The organism is Superficieibacter sp., assembly GCF_032071645.1.
Classification (GTDB): Bacteria; Pseudomonadota; Gammaproteobacteria; order Enterobacterales; family Enterobacteriaceae; genus Superficieibacter.
In genome coordinates, this window is sequence record NZ_DAMAPU010000007.1 from 111,745 (window position 1) to 131,450 (window position 19,706).

A 19,706-nucleotide genomic window follows, 5' to 3' on the forward strand; every position below is an offset into this window, starting at 1 on the left:
AAACAACTGCATTACAGAGAGCTATGATAAGGCAGAATGTTCGAGCGCAGCATCTGCTGTGTGCCCAGACCATAGTTTGAGCTCAGGCCACGCAGTTCAATATTAAAGCCGATGACATTGTCGTACACGCTTTTGTTATCTTCCCAGCCGTTAAGCTTCCGCTCGTAACCAACGCGGATGGCATAACAGCAGGAGCTGTATTGCACGCCCACCATCTGGTCAGCCGCTTTTTTCTCGTTGGTATCAAAGTACCACGCGCCAACGAATGACCAGCGATCGGCCAGCGGCCAACTGCCCACCGCGCCGACCTGGGAGATACCTTCTTTGTACTCATCAGACTTCGCATAAGACGGCAGCGTTGCCTGAATATATTCCGGGCTGGCGTAACGATAGTTCAACTGTAACAGTCGGTCTTCGTCACGACGATATTCAATGGTGCTGCTGCTGGTGGCGATGTTGTCCAGACGGGTATCGTACTGGACGCCGCCGCGCAGACCCCAACGGTCGGAGATCCGCCAGTAGGTATCTCCGGCCCAGACCAGCGAACCGGTTTTGTCGTCTTCTTCCCATTGTATATTGTCATCACCGGTGCGTGATTCGGTGAAGTAGTAGATTTGACCTACGGAAACGTTAAAACGTTCCACGGCAGATTCATCATAAACGCGAGACGTGACGCCGGTCGTTACCTGGTTTGCTGACGCGATGCGGTCAAGGCCGCCGTAGGTACGGTCGCGGAACAGGCCAGTGTAATCAGATTGCAGCAGCGACGAGTCATAGTTATTGATATGGCTCTGGTCACGGTATGGCACATACAGGTACTGCGCGCGCGGCTCCAGCGTCTGGGTAAAGCCATCCGCCAGCAGCATGTCGCGCTCGAAAACCATCTTGCCGTCAACTTTGAACTGCGGCATTACGCGATTCACCGAGTCGTCCAGTTGGGTGGTGTTGTTATTGTTGTAGGTGTCTAAATTGGTCTGCTGATAGTGCGTTGCCAGCAGTTTTGCTTCGGTATTGACGCTGCCCCAGCCGTTAGAGAGCGGCAGGTTGATGGTCGGCTCCAGGTGAAGACGCGTGGCTTCCGGCTGGTTGCTTTCGGTATTCACGAAGTGAACGGCCTGGCCGTAAATTCGGGTATCAAACGGGCCGACGTCGTTCTGGTAGTAGTTCAGGTCGAGCTGTGGTTCAGCGGAGTAGCTACTGTTGTTCTGATCGCTGAAGACCTGGAACTGCTTGGTCGATACGGTGGCGTCGAAGTTATCGACTGCGTAGCCGACGCTGAATTTCTGCGTGGCGTAGCCGTCGGTACTGGAACCGTACTTGCTGTCAAAGTCGTTAAAATAGTTGGAGTCGCTGACCTTGGTGTAGTCAACGTTAAAGCGCCACACCTGGTCCAGCACCCCGGCGTGCTGCCAGAAGAACAGCCAGCGATGGCGGCTGCCTTCTTTATCGTGATCGTCCTGATAGACGTCATCCGACGGCAGATAGTCCAGCTCCATCAGGCCCGCGCCCGCCTGGGTCAGATAGCGGAATTCGTTTTCCCACATCACGTTGCCACGACGATGCATGTAGTGCGGCGTGATGGTGGCGTCCATATTGGGCGCGATGTTCCAGTAGTACGGCAGGGTGAACTCAAAATAGTTCTTGCTGCTGTACTTCGCATTGGGGATCAGGAAGCCCGAACGGCGTTTATCACCCACCGGCAGTTGCAGGTATGGACTATAAAAGACCGGAACCGGACCCAGCTTAAAGCGGGCGTTCCAGATTTCCGCCACCTGCTCTTCACGGTCATGGATCACTTCGCTACCCACGACGCTCCAGGTGTCTGAGCCTGGCAGACAGGAAGTAAAGGTGCCGTTTTCCAGAATGGTGTAGCGGTTTTCGCCACGCTGCTTCATCAGATCCGCTTTACCGCGTCCCTGACGACCCACCATCTGATAGTCGCCTTCCCAGATATTGGTGTCTTTGGTATTCAGGTTGGCCCAGCCTTTTGGCCCTTTGAGGATCACCTGATTATCGTCGTAGTGGACGTTGCCGAGAGCATCAACGGTACGCACCGGCTCCGGCTGGCCCGCCGCTTCTTTTTGATGAAGCTGTACTTCATCAGCCTGCAGGCGGCTGTTGCCCTGATTGATATCCACGTTGCCGGTAAACGCAGCGTTGTCGGGATAATTCCCTTTGGCATGATCGGCGTTGATGGTGACCGGCAATTCATTTGGCTCGCCCTGCACCAGAGGACGGTTATAGCTCGGCACGCCCAGCATACACTGCGAGGCGAGATCGGCGGCCATTCCCTGCTGACTGTACAGGGCGCTGCCGATCATGGTGGCCAGAAGGGTGGGAATACGTTTTTTCATACGTTGTATTTGTTGTTCCGTCATCAGTGGCGTAGCGACTAGCAAACGGTCAGAGACTAACTTACTCAACCCCATCGCGCTAGTCTTAATCCTGCCCGTTTCATGCCCTTGTGTTAGGCACGGCATAGAATGACGGGTATGATAAAACATATTTTAGTCGCAGGCATGACGATTTGGGGAGTATATGCAGTATTGGGGAAAAGTGATCGGTGTGGCGATGGCATTAATTATGGGCGGCGGCTTTTGGGGCGCGGTGCTCGGACTGCTGATCGGCCATATGTTTGACAAAGCGCGCAGCCGCCGCATGAACTGGTTTGCCAATCAGCAGGAGCGACAATCGCTGTTTTTCGCCACCACGTTTGAGGTGATGGGGCATCTTACCAAGTCGAAGGGCCGCGTCACCGAGGCGGATATTCAGATTGCCAGCGTGTTTATGGATCGGATGAATCTCCACGGCGACTCGCGCACCGCCGCCCAGCAGGCGTTTCGGGTGGGGAAAGCGGATAACTACCCGCTGCGCGAAAAAATGCGTGGGTTTCGCAGCATTTGTTTTGGTCGTGCCGATTTGATTAGGATGTTTCTGGAAATCCAGATCCAGGCCGCGTTTGCTGACGGGCAACTGCATCCGAACGAGCGCGAAGTGCTGTACGTAATTGCCGAGGAGTTAGGCATCACCCGTCTTCAGTTCGAGCAGTTCTTGCGCATGATGCAGGGCGGCGCGCAGTTTGGCGGAGGTTATCAGCACCAGCAGCAGTCCGGCGGCGGCTGGCAGCAGGCGCAGCGCGGACCGACGCTGGAAGACGCCTGCAACGTGCTGGGAGTGAAGCCGACCGACGATGGCACCACCATCAAGCGTGCTTACCGTAAGCTAATGAGCGAGCATCACCCGGACAAACTGGTGGCGAAAGGCCTGCCGCCGGAGATGATGGCGATGGCGAAGGAAAAAGCGCAGGAAATCCAGAAAGCCTACGAGCTAATTAAAGAGCAGAAAGGGTTTAAGTAAGGTGAGCGGCTCGCTCTTCCTCATGGGAGCGTAAACGCCCTCTCCCTGACCCTCTCCCCCAGGAGAGGGAACAGTCCGTGGCACAGGTTTACCATTGTTCCCCGACGCCGTTTTTCCCCCTCTCTCCCAGGAGAGGGAACAGTCCGTGGCACAGGTTTACCCCTGTTCCCCGACGCCGCTTTTCTCCCTCTCCCTTGAGGGAGAGGGAACAGTCCGGCGTCGTAGTCACGTTCAGTGACGGTTTTCCCCCTCTCCCTCGAGGGAGAGGGCCGGGGAGAGGGGGCGTCTGGTGAAATTAGGTGGGTATGGGGATGCTTTTTCGCCCTCTCCCTGACCCTCTCTCCCAGGAGAGGGAACTGTCCGTGGCACAGGTTTACCCCTGTTCCCCGACGCCGCTTTTCCCCCTCTCCCTTGAGGGTGAGGGAACAGTCCGGCGTCATAGTCACGTTCAGTGACGCTTTTCCCCCTCTCCCTCGAGGGAGAGGGCCGGGGAGAGGGGGGGAAGCCCTCAGAAATCAGCCGGAGCCTTAAACGTCATTGAATTTCCGTACGCCGGATGAGTAATGGTCAGCATTTCGGCATGGAGCTGCAGGCGTGGTGCCATTGCCAGCGCGTCCGGTGTGGCATAGAAGCGATCCCCAAGAATCGGATGCCCCAGTGCCAGCATATGGACGCGCAGCTGATGCGAGCGCCCGGTAATGGGCTTTAGCACCACGCGGGCGGTGTTATCCGCCGCGTAGTCCACCACCTCATACTCCGTTTGCGCCGCTTTCCCGGTCTCAAAACAGACTTTCTGTTTTGGCCGGTTCGGCCAGTCGCAAATCAGCGGCAAATCTACCAGTCCTTCCGCTTTTTCCGGATGTCCCCAGATGCGTGCAACGTACTGCTTTTTCGGTTCACGCTCGCGGAACTGGCGCTTTAGTTCCCGCTCGGCGGCTTTGGTCAGCGCCACTACAATCACGCCGCTGGTCGCCATATCCAGACGATGCACTGATTCCGCCTGCGGGTAATCCCGCTGAATGCGCGTCATCACGCTGTCTTTGTGCTCTTCAAGACGCCCCGGCACGGACAGCAGGCCGCTCGGCTTGTTGACCACCATAATGTGCTCATCCTGATACAGAATGACCAGCCAGGGTTCCTGCGGCGGATTGTAGTTTTCCATCCCCATTTTTAGTTTCCGTTACTGATGCGTGACGACAATCAGACGCAGCGCGTCCAGACGCCAGCCCGCCTGCGCCAGGCTTTCCAGCACCTGCTGGCGATTGCTGTCAATGGCGGCCAGCTCGTCCTCACGAATGTTCGGGTTGACCGCCTTCAGCGCTTCCAGACGCGACAGCTCCGCCGACAGTTTTTCGTCTGCTTCATGGCGTGCCGCGTCGATCAGCGCGCGGGCAGCTTTCTCGATCTGCGCTTCGCCCTGTTGCAGAATGGCGTGAACCTCCTGCTGGACGGCGTTGACCAGCTTGCTGCCGGTATGACGATTCACCGCGCTAAGCTGGCGGTTAAAGGTCTCAAACTCGACCTGCGCCGCCAGGTTATTGCCGTTTTTATCGAGCAGCATCCGCACCGGTGTGGCAGGCAGGAAGCGGTTAAGCTGAAGCTGTTTCGGGGCCTGCGCTTCGACCACGTAAATCAGTTCCAGCAGTAGCGTACCGACAGGCAGCGCCTTGTTTTTCAGCAGAGAAATCGTGCTGCTACCGGTATCGCCGGAGAGGATCAGATCCAGACCGTTGCGGATCAGCGGGTGCTCCCAGGTAATAAACTGCGCGTCTTCCCGCGACAGCGCCACGTCACGTTCAAAGGTGATGGTGCAACCGTCTTCCGGCAGACCAGGGAAATCCGGCACCAGCATATGATCGGAAGGCGTCAGTACAATCAGGTTATCCCCGCGATCGTCCTGGTTAATGCCGACGATATCGAACAGGTTCATGGCGAAGGCGATGAGACTGGTATCGTCATCCTGCTCTTCAATACTCTCAGTCAACGCCTGCGCTTTTTCGCCGCCGTTAGAGTGGATTTCCAGCAGGCGGTCGCGCCCCTGTTCCAGCTTCGCTTTCAGCGCGTCATGCTGCTCGCGGCAGGATTTGATCAAATCGTCAAAGCCGTCGGTGTTTTCCGGCGTCGCCAGATAGGTAATCAGGCTGTTATAAACGGTGTCGTAAATAGCGCGTCCGGTCGGGCAGGTGTGCTCAAACGCGTCCAGCCCTTCGTGATACCAACGCACCAGCACTGACTGCGCGGTTTTTTCCAGATAAGGCACGTGGATCTGAATATCGTGCGCCTGACCGATGCGGTCCAGACGACCAATGCGCTGCTCCAGCAGATCCGGGTTAAACGGCAGGTCAAACATCACCAGGTTGCTGGCAAACTGGAAATTGCGCCCTTCCGAGCCGATTTCCGAGCACAGCAGCACCTGCGCACCGCTGTCTTCTTCGCCAAACCACGCGGCGGCGCGGTCACGTTCGATGATCGACATCCCCTCGTGGAACACGGCGGCGCGAATGCCTTCACGCTCGCGCAGTACCTGCTCCAGTTGCAGCGCGGTGGTGGCTTTGGCGCAAATCACCAGCACTTTCTGCGAGCGGTGAGCGGTCAGGTAGCCCATCAGCCATTCAACGCGCGGGTCAAAATTCCACCAGGTGCCGGTATCGCCTTCAAACTCCTGATAAATCTGTTCCGGGTAAAGCATGTCGCGGGCGCGGTCTTCCGCGCTTTTGCGTGCGCCCATAATGCCCGAGACTTTAATCGCCGTCTGATACTGGGTCGGCAGCGGCAGCTTGATGGTGTGCAGTTCACGCTTCGGAAAGCCTTTCACGCCGTTACGGGTGTTGCGGAACAACACGCGACTGGTGCCGTGGCGGTCCATTAACATGGCGACCAGTTCCTGACGGGCAGACTGCGCGTCATCGCGGTCGCTGTTGGCGGCCTGGAGCAGCGGTTCAATATCCTGCTCGCCGATCAGATCGCCCAGCATATTCAGTTCGTTGTCGCTGAGTTTATTGCCCGCCAGCAGCATCGCCACGGCGTCGGCGACCGGACGGTAATTGTTTTGTTCTTCAACAAACTGGGCAAAATCGTGGAAGCGGTCGGGATCGAGCAGGCGCAGACGTGCAAAATGGCTCTCCATGCCGAGCTGTTCCGGCGTCGCGGTCAGCAGCAGTATGCCGGGGACGTGACCTGCCAGTTCTTCGATAGCGGCATATTCACGGCTGGGCGCGTCTTCGCTCCACACCAGATGATGCGCTTCATCGACCACCAGCAAATCCCACTCGGCCTCGCACAGATGCTCCAGGCGCTGTTTATTACGGCGCACGAAGTCCAGCGAGCAGATCACCAGTTGTTCAGTCTCAAACGGATTATCGGCATCATGCTGCGCTTCGGCATAGCGTTCGTCGTCAAACAGGGCGAAGCGCAGGTTAAAGCGGCGCAGCATTTCTACCAGCCACTGGTGTTGCAGGGTTTCCGGGACGACGATCAGCACGCGCTCGGCGGCACCTGACAGCAACTGCTGATGCAGGATCATCCCGGCTTCAATGGTTTTACCGAGACCCACTTCGTCCGCCAGCAGCACGCGCGGCGCGTGGCGACGACCCACATCATGGGCAATGTTAAGCTGGTGCGGGATCAGGCTGGTGCGCTGTCCGCGCAGGCCGCTCCACGGCATCCGGTACTGTTCGCTCTGGTATTTACGCGCGCGAAAACGCAGCGAAAAGCGGTCCATCCGATCGATTTGTCCGGCGAACAGACGGTCCTGCGGCTTGCTGAACACCAGTTTGCTGTCGAGGAACACTTCTCGCAGTAGCACGTCAGTCTCTTCAGTATCCAGGCGCGTGCCGGTATAGGCGAGCAGGCCGTTTTCTTCTTTCACATCTTCAATGTGTAACTGCCAGCCTTCATGACTGGTCACCGTATCGCCGGGGTTAAACATGACGCGGGTCACAGGGGAATCACTGCGTGCATAAAGACGGTTTTCACCGGTTGCCGGGAATAGCAGGGTGACAGTGCGCGCATCCATCGCGACGACGGTTCCAAGTCCTAGTTCGCTTTCGGTGTCGCTGATCCAGCGTTGACCAAGTGTAAAAGGCATATGTGTTCGGCTCTATTTCTTTAATTTCAGGCAATAACTGACCTCTGCCTGGCTAAGAGGCAGGGATCTGAATTGGGTCCAGGGATGGAGAGGGCGCTATGGTACTGGATGGCAGCGGATTCGTCACCTGTCAAAACAGTCCCAGTTGCCCCGTCACTAGTGTAGCAAAGTTATCATTCATGAAAGGGAGTATCCCTTCGGCCACCGGCTCCAGTTGGCGGGTCAGATAATGGTCGTAATCCAGCGGTGAACGCTGATAATCCACCGGCTCCGGGCCGTTGGTGGTCCAGACGTATTTAATGGTCCCGCGATTCTGATACTGCGCCGGTCGACCAAGCCGCAGGTTTTCTTCGTCCGCCAGCCTTGCCGCGCGCACGTGTGGCGGGACGTTACGCTGGTATTCCGCCAGCGGCCGACGCAGCCTTTTGCGATACACCAGCTGTGCGTCCAGTTCGCCCGCCATCAGTTTTTCGATGGTTTCGCGCACGTAGTCTTTATACGGCTCGTTGCGGAAAATGCGCAGATACAGCGCCTGCTGAAACTGCTGCGCCAGCGGCGTCCAGTCGGTTCGCACCGTCTCCAGCCCCTTAAAGACCATCCGCTGCTGCTCGCCTTCCTGAATCAATCCGGCGTAGCGTTTTTTGCTGCCGGTATCTGCGCCGCGAATGGTTGGCATCAGAAAGCGGCAAAAATGGGTTTCAAATTCCAGCTCCAGCGCGCTGGTCAATCCCTGCTGCTGCAACGACTGCACCCACCAGGCGTTAACATGGCTGACCAGTTGGCGACCGATTTTCGCGGCGTCTTCTTCAGAATGGGCCTTTTTCAGCCAGACAAACGTGGAGTCGGTATCACCGTAAATAACGTCGTAGCCCTGCGCTTCAATCAGCGCCTGGGTCTGGCGCATGATCGCATGGCCGCGCATGGTGATCGACGAGGCCAGCCGGGGATCGAAGAAGCGGCAGGCGCTGGTCCCCAGCACGCCATAAAACGCGTTCATGATGATCTTCAACGCCTGGGAAAGCGGCTTATTGCCGTGGCGCTTTGCCTCATCGCGCCCGTGCCAGATTTGGGTGACGATTTCTGGCAGGCAGTGCTTTTCTCGCGAGAACCAGGCGTCAAGAAAACCTTCAGTGCTGTGCGCCGGGTCGGGCTGCGCCATACCTTCAATCAGCCCGACCGGATCGATAAGAAACGTGCGGATGATCGACGGATACAGGCTTTTGTAATCCAGCACCAGCACCGAATCATACAAACCGGGCCGCGAGTCCATTACGTAGCCACCGGGGCTGGCCTGCGGCGGCACCGCGCCCATATTAGGCGCGACGTAACCCGCGCGGTGCATTCGGGGAAAATAGAGATGGCTGAAGGCCGCGACCGATCCACCGTGCCGATCCACCGGCAGGCCGTTGACCGTCGCGCGCTCCAGCAGGAAAGGCATAATTTCCGTTTTGTGGAAAATGCGCGTGACCAGCTCGCAGTCTTTCAGGTTATAGGTGGCGAGCGCGGGTTTATCTTCGGCAAAACGGCGGTTGATTTCGTCCATCCGATCCCAGGGGTTGTCGATGGATTTGCCTTCACCCAGCAGCTCCTGTGACACGGACTCCAGCGAAAAAGAGGAAAAATTCCAGAACGCCGATTTGAGAGCGTCAATGCCGTCGATAATCAGCCGACCGTTCGCCTGCGCGAAAAATACGCCGTTTTTAAAGCCGTGCTCGCGCCACTCCAGCTCGCTGTTGCCACGTCCCAGACGCAGCGGCACCCCGTAGCGCTCGGCGTGTTTTTGCAGCATTCGCAGGTCGAACTGCACCACGTTCCAGCCGATCAGCACGTCCGGGTCATGCTCGGCAAACCAGGCGTTGAGTTTTTCCAGCAGCAGTGGACGGCTGGCGACGTATTCAAGCTGAAAATCGACGGAGGAAGCATCGCCGTTGGGCGGCCCCAGCATGTACACCACCCGCTGCCCGCAGCCTTCAAGACCAATGCAGTACAGCTCGCCGTGGCGGGTGGTTTCGATATCCAGCGACACCCATTTCAGCGGCGGGCGATAGTGGGGATTGGGCTTCAGGCGGGCGTTGATTAGCGCGCCGTTACGCTCGTCGCCGTCGAACCAGACCGGCGCGGTAATAAAGCGCTTCATCAAAAAGCGCTCCGGCGGGCGGACGTCTGCTTCGTACACCTTCACGCCGTTCTCGCGCAGCCGTTTTTCGTAGTTCATCAGTTGACGATGGGCACGGCAGTAAAGACCGTAAACCGGCTGGCGGTGAAAATCTTTCAGCTCCAGCGGCGTCAGGCGAAAACCGTTTTCGCCGCTTAAGGTTTGTTTGGCGCGGGCAACGTGGTCGGCGGGAATAAAAGCCACGGATTCCTGCGGCGGCAGGGTGACGTGCAGCGGGCCGTCGTCGGTCGCCAGCCAGAATGTGACCTCCGTACCCTGCGGGGTATCCCGCCAGTGCCGGGTTAAAATAAAGCCTTCTCGCGCCTGCGCCACGCCGTTTTCTCGTCAGCTAAAATCAGCGCTTATTATAGCCTGGTTAGCTGGTCGATACTGACTTTTTGTACAGGTATTCGGGGAATATAACGCCAGAGGCGACAGACGCTGTCGTAAAACGACTCGCGCAGCAGAAAAGGCAACCGGGCGGGGCATACCCGACGAGCGATCGCCACAAAACGCGACTGGGGATGGCGGCAAGCGGGAAAATACCCCGAATTAACGGCACTAAAATAGCCTCATTATTGTTTCGCGCTAAAAAAGGGAGGCTGAATAAATCAGCCCCGTGATGATGGATAGCGTAATAAACGTTTACTGCCCGTAATACGCTTTTGCCCCGTGCTTGCGCAGATAATGCTTGTCCAGCAGGGTTGGCTGCATATCCGGCAGCTGCGGTGCGAGCTGGCGGCAGAAAATGCCCATATAGGCGACCTCTTCCAGCACGATAGCGTTGTGTACCGCGTCGTCGGCGTTTTTTCCCCAGGCAAACGGGCCGTGCGAGTGGACCAGCACGCCGGGCATTTGTGCCGCATCAATGCTCTGTTTTTGGAAGGTTTCGACGATGACGTTACCGGTTTCCCATTCGTACTCGCCGTTAATCTCCGCGTCGGTCATTTTACGGGTGCAGGGAATGGTGCCGTAGAAATAATCGGCGTGGGTGGTACCGGTTGCCGGGATGGATTGCCCCGCCTGCGCCCAGATGGTGGCGTGGCGGGAATGGGTATGAACGATGCCGCCGATGGTCGGAAATGCCTGATACAGCAGGCGATGCGTTGGCGTGTCGGAAGAGGGTTTTTTCGTTCCCTCGACCACTTCACCGGTCTCCAGGCTGACCACCACCATGTCTTCCGCACGCATCACGCCGTAATCAACGCCGGAAGGCTTGATCACCAGCACGCCGCGATCGCGGTCGACCGCGCTGACGTTGCCCCAGGTGAGCGTCACCAGGTTGTGTTTCGGCAGGGCAAGGTTCGCTTCCAGCACCTGACGTTTAAGATCTTCTAACATTATGTGCTCCTGATAGCGTACATCCCCCTCGCCCTGGTCTTTTCGCCAGCAAAAGGGCAGGGGAGGGGGAAAGGCTTAGCGTCTGGAACCGAAATACACGTCGTTCCAGCGCAGCGCGTCTTTAAACGCGGGCAGGCGGGTGTCGTTGTCGATCACCGCGATCTCAATACCGTGCAGTTCGGTAAACTGACGCATATCGTCGAGCGTCAGCGCATGGCTGAAGACGGTATGATGCGCGCCACCGGCGATGATCCAGGCTTCCGACGCCGTCGGCAGATCCGGCTGCGCTTTCCACAGGGCGTTGGCTACCGGCAGCTTCGGCAGATCGTGCGGCGTTTTAACCGCGTCAACGCAGTTGACCAGCAGGCGGAAACGATCGCCGAGATCGATAAGGCTGGCGGCGATCGCCGGACCGGTTTTGGTATTGAAAATCAGGCGCGCTGGATCGGCCTTGCCCCCGATGCCGAGCGGCTGTACGTCGAGGATCGGTTTTTCATCCAGCGCGATGGTCGGGCACACTTCCAGCATGTGCGAGCCGAGCACCAGATCGTTACCCGCTTCAAAGTGGTAGGTGTAATCCTCCATAAATGAAGTGCCGCCCTGCAGACCGGTTGACATCACCTTCATGATGCGAAGCAGCGCGGCGGTTTTCCAGTCGCCTTCGCCCGCAAAGCCGTAGCCCTGCTGCATCAGACGCTGTACGGCAAGACCCGGAAGCTGTTTCAGGCCGTGTAAATCTTCAAACGTGGTCGTGAAAGCGTGGAAGCCGCCCTCTTCAAGAAAGCGTTTCATGCCCAGTTCAATGCGCGCCGCGTCGATGACGTTCTGACGCTTGTCGCCGTGTACCTGCGCCGCCGCCGTCAGGCGATAGCTGCTTTCATATTCATCTACCAGCGCGCTGATTTCGCCGTCGCTGACCGCGTTCACCACCTGCACCAGATCGCCCACCGCCCAGGTATTGACCGAGAAACCGAATTTGATCTGTGCGGCGACTTTATCGCCGTCGGTAACCGCCACTTCACGCATGTTGTCGCCGAAACGGCAGACTTTCAGGTGGCGGGTATCCTGTTTGGACACCGCCTGACGCATCCACGCGCCGATGCGCTGGTGGGCGGCGCTGTCCTGCCAGTGACCGGTGACAACGCTGTGCTGCTGACGCATCCGCGCGCCAATAAACCCAAACTCACGGCCGCCGTGCGCGGTCTGGTTCAGGTTCATAAAGTCCATATCAATGCTGTCCCACGGCAGGGCGGCGTTGAACTGGGTGTGGAACTGGAGCAGCGGTTTATTGAGGATAGTCAGGCCGTTGATCCACATTTTCGCCGGGGAGAAGGTGTGCAGCCAGACCACCAGGCCTGCGCATTTATCGTCGTAGTTGGCGTCGCGGCAAATGGCGGTGATCTCATCAGGCGAGGTACCGAGCGGCCTGAGGACCAGTTTGCAGGGCAGTTTAGCTTCGCTGTTGAGCGCGTTGACCACGTGTTCAGCGTGCTGCGTTACCTGGCGCAGGGTTTCCGGGCCATAGAGATGCTGGCTACCAATCACAAACCATACTTCGTAGTTATCGAAAATTGTCATTGTGGGGTCCTTAACAGGTCAGAGTTGTCTGGCTGACCGGCGCGTTTTGCACCGGCGCGGCATCAGGGAGGTATTGCTGTTCGGCGCTCACCGCCCACTGCTGATAGCGGCGATAGAGCTGTTCAAAACGCTGCGCCTGCTGCGGGCGCGGTTGCAGGGTGATTTCCACGGCGCTGGCCATCTTCGCCTGTGCCGTCGGGATATCGGCATGGACGCCTGCGGCAACGGCGGCGAAAATCGCGGCGCCGAGCGCACAGCACTGATCGGAGGCGACGATTTGCAGCGGCCGATTCAGCACATCGCAGCAGGCCTGCATAATCACCGGGTTTTTGCGCGCAATGCCGCCGAGCGCCATCACGTTGTTGACCGCAATACCCTGTTCGGTGAAACACTCCATAATGGCGCGTGCGCCAAAGGCAGTGGCGGCGATCAGCCCGCCAAACAGCGCCGGGGCGTCAGTGGCGAGGTTTAAATCGGTGATCACCCCTTTCAGCCGCTGGTTGGCGTTGGGCGTGCGCCGACCGTTAAACCAGTCGAGGATCACCGGCAGATGGTCGAGAGACGGATTTTTCGCCCATGCCTCGGTGAGCGCGGGAAGCAGCTGTTTCTGACTGGCGGCGATCGGTTCTTTCAGTTCGGGATGCTGCGCGGCGAGCTGTTGCAGCGGCCAGCCGAGAATGCGGCCAAACCAGGCGTACATATCGCCGAAGGCCGATTGCCCGGCCTCCATGCCGATAAAGTCCGGCACCACGCTGCCGTCAACCTGACCGCAGATGCCTTTTACCGCGCGCTCGCCGACGCTGCGTTTGTCGGCAATCAGAATGTCGCAGGTGGAGGTGCCGATCACTTTGACCAGCGCGTTCGGCTGTGCGCCCGCGCCGACGGCTCCCATATGGCAGTCAAACGCGCCGCCAGAGATCACCACGCTCTGCGGCAGGCCCAGACGCTGTGCCCACTCGGGGCACAGATTGCCGACGGGAAGATCGGCGGTGTAAGTTTCGCTGAACATCGGCCAGGCGAGGTGCTGATTCAGGCGCGGGTCCAGTTCATCAAAAAAGCGGGCCGGAGGCAGTCCCCCCCAGCTTTCGTGCCACAGCGATTTATGTCCGGCGCTACAGCGGCCCCGGCGGATATCCTGCGGCCGGGTAGTGCCGGAAAGCAGGGCGGGCACCCAGTCACACAGTTCGATCCACGATGCGGCGGCCTGCGCCACGACGCTGTCCTTGCGGGTCACATGCAGAATCTTGGCCCAGAACCATTCACTGGAGTAAATGCCGCCGATGTAGCGCGAGTAATCTTCTTTACCTGGCTGATGACACAGGCGGGTGATTTCTTCCGCTTCTTCTACAGACGTGTGGTCTTTCCACAGCACGAACATCGCGTTCGGGTTATCGGCGAACTCCTCGCGCAGTGCCAGCACGTGTCCGTCGGCGTCAATCGGGGCGGGCGTGGAGCCGGTACTGTCCACGCCAATGCCGACCACCTGCTGACGCTGGGCGACGGTAAGTTCAGCCAGCACGCTTTTTATCGCCTGCTCCATGGATTCAATGTAATCACGCGGATGATGACGAAACTGATTGTTCGGGGCATCGCAATAGCGGCCCTCCTGCCAGCGCGGATACCACTCCACGCTGGTGGCGATCTCCTCGCCGCGGGTACAGTCCACCGCCAGAGCGCGTACAGAATCACTACCAAAATCGAGGCCAATTGCTATCGCCATCGTGTTACTCCATCCAGAAAAACAGTGATGCTGAAACAGTAGAGACTGAAGGGAAAAAGCGTCAGGCTGGAACCGCTAATCTTATGGACTATTTTGCTATGCCATTGCAAAGTGTGACGGCGTGCAAATATTCAATGTGGACTTTTTAGCCTTCTTTATAGACACTCTTGTTACGGATTTCGCCGCGTTAGTGTGAATGAAGTGCCGCTGTGAAGCGGGATTGGCCCGACTTTTTCTCGTTTTGGCTGCGCTGGCCCGGTCTGTACCGATCAAAAATGCAATATGGACAATTGGTTTCTGAAAACTCTATTGGGAGTATGAAGTTCATGGCTGAAACGCAAAACGATCCGCTATTGCCGGGCTACTCATTTAATGCCCATCTGGTGGCGGGATTAACGCCGATTGAGGCAGGCGGCTATCTCGATTTTTTTATCGACCGTCCGCTGGGCATGAAAGGCTATATCCTTAATCTGACCGTGCGCGGGGAAGGGGTGATTGATAACAGCGGCCAGCGTTTTGTTTGCCGTCCGGGTGATATGCTGCTGTTCCCGCCGGGAGAAATTCACCACTACGGACGTCACCCGGAGGCGAAAGAGTGGTATCACCAGTGGGTTTATTTCCGCCCGCGCGCTTACTGGCAGGAGTGGCTGGCGTGGCCGACCATTTTTGCGCAAACGGGATTTTACCGCCCGGACTCGTCTCATGAACCGATGCTTCGCGCCCTGTTCGGGCAAATTATCGATGCCGGGCAGGGAGCCGGACGCTACTCTGAACTGCTGGCGATTAACCTGCTGGAACAACTGCTGCTGCGACGTATGGAAGCGGTGAATGAATCGCTGCATCCGCCGATGGATCACCGGGTGCGCGAAGCCTGCCAGTACATCAGCGATCATCTCTCCGATACCCAGTTTGATATCGCCAGCGTCGCGCAGCACGTTTGCCTTTCACCTTCGCGCCTGTCGCATCTGTTTCGCCAGCAGCTTGGCGTGAGCGTGCTGAGCTGGCGCGAAGATCAACGCATCAGCCAGGCCAAATTCCTGCTGAGCACCACCCGGATGCCGATTGCCAGCGTGGGGCGCAATATTGGCTTTGAGGATCAGCTCTATTTTTCCCGCGTCTTTAAGAAATGCACCGGTGCCAGTCCCAGCGAGTTCCGCTCCGGTTGTGAATAAAAAGTGAATGATGTGTCAGGATACTTGTCATAACCGTTAATCTATTCAGACAATTGATGGCTTGACGAAGACTGCGCCGCTTTGCAGAATCGCGGTTTCCAACATCCTGACGGACATTTTAATGCAAGCATTGCTGGAACATTTTATTACCCAATCCGCCAGTTACTCGTTGATTGCCATCGCGCTGGTGGCGTTTCTGGAATCGCTGGCGCTGGTCGGGCTGATCCTGCCGGGCACGGTGATGATGGCCGGGCTGGGCGCACTGATCGGCAGTGGCGAAGTGAACTTCTGGCAGGCATGGCTGGCGGGGATTGTCGGCTGTTTACTGGGGGACTGGATATCGTTCTGGCTGGGCTGGCGTTTCAAAAAACCGCTGCACCGCTGGTCGTTCATGAAGAAGAATAAATCGCTGCTCGATAAAACCGAGCACGCGCTGCATCAGCACAGCATGTTTACCATTCTGGTCGGGCGCTTTGTCGGGCCGACCCGTCCGCTGGTGCCGATGGTCGCCGGTATGCTCGATCTGCCAGTGGCTAAGTTTGTGTTGCCCAATATTATCGGCTGCCTGTTCTGGCCGCCGGTTTACTTCCTGCCGGGCATTCTGGCGGGAGCGGCGATTGATATTCCCCCCGACGCGCAGAGCAGCGCGTTTAAGTGGCTGCTGCTGGCGGCAGCGCTGCTGCTGTGGATTGCCGCCTGGCTGTGCTGGCGCTTATGGCGCAGCGGGAAAAGCGGGCGCGACCGTCTGTCTTTATTATTGCCACGCCAGCGTCTGCTGTGGATTGCCCCGCTGATCGGCGGTGTGGCGGTGGTGGCACTGGCGGCGGCGATCCGCCATCCGTCAATGCCGGTCTATGCTGACATCCTCCTGAAGGTCGTCACCGGTCACTGAGTGAATTCCCAATAGCGACGAGGCGCTGGCGCGGCCGCTGAGCAGCGCGCGGGTTTCCCCATCCCAGGCGATTCTGCCGTCGGCGACGACCAGCGAGCGCGGCGCAATGCGCGCTGCATCTTCCACGCTGTGCGATACCATCAGCAGCGTCAGATGCTGGCGACGGCAGACGTCGCTCACTAACGTCAGCATTTCCTGACGCAGCGCCGGATCGAGCGCCGAAAACGGCTCATCAAGCAGCAGCACCGGCTGCTCGCGCACCAGGCAACGCGCCAGTGCCGCCCGCTGACGCTGACCGCCGGAAAGCTCTCCCGGCAGGCGCTCCAGCAGCGACTCAATGCCCATCTGGCTGGCGATCAACTGCAATTTCTGCCGCTGCGCCTCGCTAAGTTTCAGCCCCGGATGCAAACCCAGGCCAATATTCTGCCGCACCGTCAGATGGCTAAACAGATTATTTTCCTGAAACAGCATCGACACCGGACGGCGCGCGGGCGGCGTGTGAGTGTGAAGCTGATTTTCAATCAGGATGGTGCCGCTTTCCGGTTGCAGAAAACCGGCAATCAGATTGAGCAGCGTGCTTTTGCCCGCGCCGCTCGGTCCCAGCACCGCCACCTGTTCACCCTGCTTAAGCGACAGAGTGAAGCGCATCGGCAGATGCTGATAAAGCCAGATAACATCAGTAAGTTTCAGCATGGCGTCCCGGAAGTTTTTCAATAGCGGTAAAAAGCGCAAAGCACAGTAGCAGCAGGAGCAGCGCGGTTACGGCCCCTTCCTGGCTGCGGTAGGAGCCGATTTGCTGATACAGGTAAAACGGCAGCGTGCGGAAATCCTCATTGCCAAACAGCGCCACCACGCCAAAGTCGCCAATTGACAGTACGCAGGCAAAAGCCAGCGCCTGGGCCAGCGGGCGCTTCAGCGCACGCAGCTCCACCACTTTCAGGCGGGTAAAGCCTTCCATGCCCAGAGACTGGCACAGCAGGGTGTAACGGGCGGTGAGATCGCGCATCGGATTTTCCAGCACTTTCAGCGCGTAGGGAATGGCCATCAGCGCGTTGGTGAAAATAACGATGCCGTCTGCCGAACCCGGCAGGCCGATGCTGTTACTGAGCAGCAGAAAGAAGCCCGTCGCCAGCACGATACCGGGCATGGCGAGGATCAGCATCCCGGAAAGCTCCATCGCCTGACCCGCCAGCGGACGGGCGCGGGCGCGAAGCTCGCGGCTGCTCCACAGCAGCATTACGGTGAGGATCACGCAGAGCACGCCCGCTGCCAGCGCAATGCGCAGCGACGTCCACAGCGCCTGCCACATCGCGGGCTGGGCCAGCACGTCAGGCAAGTCGCGATTGAGTCCCTCAACGATCACCGCCAGCAACGGCGGTAACAGCAGCAGCAGGGCACCGACGATCAGCAGCGCGTCGGCAAGACGGCTGAAGCGTCGATCGTCGGGATCGCGCCAGCCCTGAAGATGCGAGTTTCCCACGGCAATCGCTTTGCTTAGCCGTTGGCTGAGCAGCACCAGTCCGAGGCAGCAGACCATCTGGATCAGCGCCAGCATTGCCGCGCGCCCGGGATCGTAATCAAAATTCAGCGCCTGATAGATCGCCAGTTCAATGGTCGTCGCCTGCGGCCCGCCGCCCAGCGACAGCACGGTGGCAAAGCTGGCGAAGCAGAGCATGAAAATCAGCGCGGCGATGGGGGGGATCTGGCGACGCAGCCACGGCCACTCGACCAGCCGGAAGAAGTCGTAACCGCGCATCCCCAGTTGCGCCGCCAGTTGCCGCTGCTCGCCGGGGATTTGCTCCAGCGCCTGAAGCAGCAGGCGGCTCGCCATCGGCAGATTAAAGAATACGTGCGCCAGCAGAATGCCCTGTAGTCCGTAGGGAGAAAAGGTCCACTCCAGCCCCAGCGCCTGAAACAGCGAGGCCAGCCAGCCCTGCCGCCCGTAGACGCTCAGAATGCCGAATACCGCGACCAGCACCGGCAGGATCAGGGTCATGGCGCACAGGCGCAGCAGCGCCAGCCTGCCGGGAAAGCGGCGGCGGTACAGCGCACGGGCCAGAAAGATCGCCGGAACCACCGACAGCAGCGCCGACAAAAACGCCTGCCAGAAGGAGAAGCGCACCACGTGCCACAGGTAGCTGTCCGCAAACAGCGTGCGCCAGGCCGCCTGCGGCGCGCTGAACCACAAGGCCAGGAATGCCGCCAGCGCGACCGCCACCATCAGGGTGGCGGCACTCAGACCCGGCAGCATCCAGCCCGGAATTAGCGGCTGACGGCGCGTTGCCACTGGCTAATCCATGACTGACGGTCGGCTGCGACCTGTTGCGGGGTAAATTCCAGCGTGGTTTTGGGTTTCGCCAGCGCGGCAAACCCGTCCGGCAGGGTGACGTCAGCGACCGGATACATCCAGTTACCGGTCGGAATGGCGTTCTGGAAAGCAGGCGAAACCATAAAGGTGAGGAACTTTTTCGCCAGTTCCGGCTGCTTGCTGGCTGCGGTGCGCGCGGCGACCTCAACCTGCAAATAGTGGCCTTCGGCAAAATCCGCCGCCGCATACTGGTCTTTTTTCTCTTCGATGATGTGATAGGCCGGGGAAGTGGTGTAGCTCAGCACCAGGTCGCTCTCACCTTTCAGGAACAGGCCGTAGGCTTCGCTCCAGCCTTTGGTGACGGTGACGGTTTTCGCCGCCAGTTTCTGCCAGGCTTCCGGGGTTTTATCGCCGTAGACTTTTTGCATCCACAACAGCAGGCCCAGACCCGGCGTGCTGGTACGCGGATCTTCATAAATTACCCGCCATTTCTGGTCACTTTCTACCAGTTCCTTCAGGCTTTTCGGCGGGTTTTTCAGTTTGTTTTTATCGTAGACGAAGGCGAAATAGCCATAATCGAACGGCACGAAGGTGTCGTTGTTCCAGCCGCCAGGCACCTTGACCGCGCTTGCCGGGACGTCGCTTTTGGCAAACAGTTTGGTCTGGGTGGCGGCTTCCAGCAGGTTGTTGTCCAGCCCCAGCACTACGTCAGCTTTGCTGTTTTTGCCTTCCATGCGCAGACGATTAAGCAGCGATACGCCGTCCTCCAGCGTCACGAATTTCAGTTCGCACTGGCAGTCGGCTTCAAAGGCTTTTTTGACCACCGGCCCCGGTCCCCAGTCTGCGGAGAAAGAGTCGTAGGTATAGACGGTAAGAACAGGTTTAGCGAAAACGGGCGCGGCGACCAGCGCCAGCAACGGCAGATATTTTTTCAACACTTTGCACCTCAGTCGATGGGTGGCAAAGGATTTTGAGCACCAGCCTCAAATCCCTTCGCCGGCATTATCCGGATCAGGTTCGACGGGTATTTTCTCAGCCTTACGCGGCACCCCGTTGAGAACGTCATCAGTGTAATAATTTTGTGAGTTTTCTGAAA

13 protein-coding genes and 1 riboswitch are annotated in these 19,706 nt (G+C 58.3%); of the genes, 3 read left to right on the plus strand and 10 right to left on the minus strand.

Features of this window, described 5'->3' with window-relative positions; all coding sequences use genetic code 11:
* Positions 1 to 11: 11 nt before the first annotated feature.
* On the minus strand, positions 12 to 2,354 hold the full coding sequence (gene lptD, locus RT197_RS14615; protein ID WP_312951798.1) for an LPS assembly protein LptD: 2,343 nt from the start codon (positions 2,352 to 2,354) through the stop codon (positions 12 to 14).
* Positions 2,355 to 2,538: 184 nt separating this feature from the next.
* Between lptD and djlA the strand changes: the two genes are divergently transcribed.
* Entirely contained in the window at positions 2,539 to 3,357 is an 819-nt protein-coding gene (djlA, locus tag RT197_RS14620; RefSeq protein ID WP_312951799.1) for a co-chaperone DjlA, read from the plus strand.
* 508 nt (positions 3,358 to 3,865) lie between these two features.
* On the opposite strand, the gene rluA is transcribed toward djlA, so the two are convergent.
* From rluA to araB, 6 genes are all read right to left on the minus strand, one after another.
* On the minus strand, positions 3,866 to 4,525 hold the full coding sequence (rluA, locus tag RT197_RS14625; protein ID WP_312951801.1) for a bifunctional tRNA pseudouridine(32) synthase/23S rRNA pseudouridine(746) synthase RluA: 660 nt from the start codon (positions 4,523 to 4,525) through the stop codon (positions 3,866 to 3,868).
* Positions 4,526 to 4,537: 12 nt separating this feature from the next.
* Positions 4,538 to 7,444: an RNA polymerase-associated protein RapA gene (rapA, locus tag RT197_RS14630; RefSeq protein ID WP_312951803.1), complete on the minus strand. Its 2,907-nt coding sequence runs from the start codon at positions 7,442 to 7,444 to the stop codon at positions 4,538 to 4,540.
* Positions 7,445 to 7,574: 130 nt separating this feature from the next.
* The gene (polB, locus tag RT197_RS14635; RefSeq protein ID WP_312951805.1) at positions 7,575 to 9,932 is read right to left on the minus strand and encodes a DNA polymerase II; all 2,358 of its coding nucleotides are present in this window, start codon (positions 9,930 to 9,932) and stop codon (positions 7,575 to 7,577) included.
* A gap of 312 nt (positions 9,933 to 10,244) precedes the next feature.
* Positions 10,245 to 10,940 carry an L-ribulose-5-phosphate 4-epimerase gene (araD, locus tag RT197_RS14640; protein WP_312951806.1) on the minus strand — a complete coding sequence of 232 codons (696 nt, stop codon included), beginning with the start codon at positions 10,938 to 10,940 and terminating at the stop codon, positions 10,245 to 10,247.
* Positions 10,941 to 11,015: 75 nt separating this feature from the next.
* The gene (gene araA / locus RT197_RS14645) at positions 11,016 to 12,518 is read right to left on the minus strand and encodes an L-arabinose isomerase (protein WP_312951808.1); all 1,503 of its coding nucleotides are present in this window, start codon (positions 12,516 to 12,518) and stop codon (positions 11,016 to 11,018) included.
* 10 nt (positions 12,519 to 12,528) lie between these two features.
* Positions 12,529 to 14,238 carry a ribulokinase gene (araB, locus tag RT197_RS14650; protein WP_312951810.1) on the minus strand — a complete coding sequence of 570 codons (1,710 nt, stop codon included), beginning with the start codon at positions 14,236 to 14,238 and terminating at the stop codon, positions 12,529 to 12,531.
* A 326-nt stretch (positions 14,239 to 14,564) separates the two neighbouring features.
* On the opposite strand from araB, the gene araC reads away from it, so the two are divergent.
* Positions 14,565 to 15,410 carry an arabinose operon transcriptional regulator AraC gene (gene araC / locus RT197_RS14655; protein ID WP_312951812.1) on the plus strand — a complete coding sequence of 282 codons (846 nt, stop codon included), beginning with the start codon at positions 14,565 to 14,567 and terminating at the stop codon, positions 15,408 to 15,410.
* A gap of 121 nt (positions 15,411 to 15,531) precedes the next feature.
* The gene (locus RT197_RS14660) at positions 15,532 to 16,302 is read left to right on the plus strand and encodes a DedA family protein (RefSeq protein ID WP_312951813.1); all 771 of its coding nucleotides are present in this window, start codon (positions 15,532 to 15,534) and stop codon (positions 16,300 to 16,302) included.
* On the opposite strand, the gene thiQ is transcribed toward RT197_RS14660, so the two are convergent.
* Genes thiQ through thiB form a run of 3 tightly spaced genes read right to left on the minus strand, consistent with a single transcriptional unit; the run spans position 16,252 to position 19,548 of the window.
* Positions 16,252 to 16,995, minus strand: coding sequence for a thiamine ABC transporter ATP-binding protein ThiQ (thiQ, locus tag RT197_RS14665; protein WP_312951814.1), 744 nt, complete (start codon positions 16,993 to 16,995; stop codon positions 16,252 to 16,254). The two genes, RT197_RS14660 and thiQ, sit on opposite strands and share 51 nt — an antisense overlap.
* Positions 16,979 to 18,589, minus strand: coding sequence for a thiamine/thiamine pyrophosphate ABC transporter permease ThiP (gene thiP, locus RT197_RS14670; RefSeq protein WP_312951816.1), 1,611 nt, complete (start codon positions 18,587 to 18,589; stop codon positions 16,979 to 16,981). The genes thiQ and thiP overlap by 17 nt, the downstream gene beginning before the upstream one ends.
* Positions 18,565 to 19,548, minus strand: a complete 984-nt coding sequence (gene thiB / locus RT197_RS14675; RefSeq protein WP_312951817.1) for a thiamine ABC transporter substrate binding subunit — start codon at positions 19,546 to 19,548, stop codon at positions 18,565 to 18,567. Before thiB ends, thiP begins: the two co-directional genes overlap by 25 nt.
* Before the next feature lie 32 nt (positions 19,549 to 19,580).
* Positions 19,581 to 19,673, minus strand: a riboswitch (TPP riboswitch).
* Positions 19,674 to 19,706: the final 33 nt, after the last annotated feature.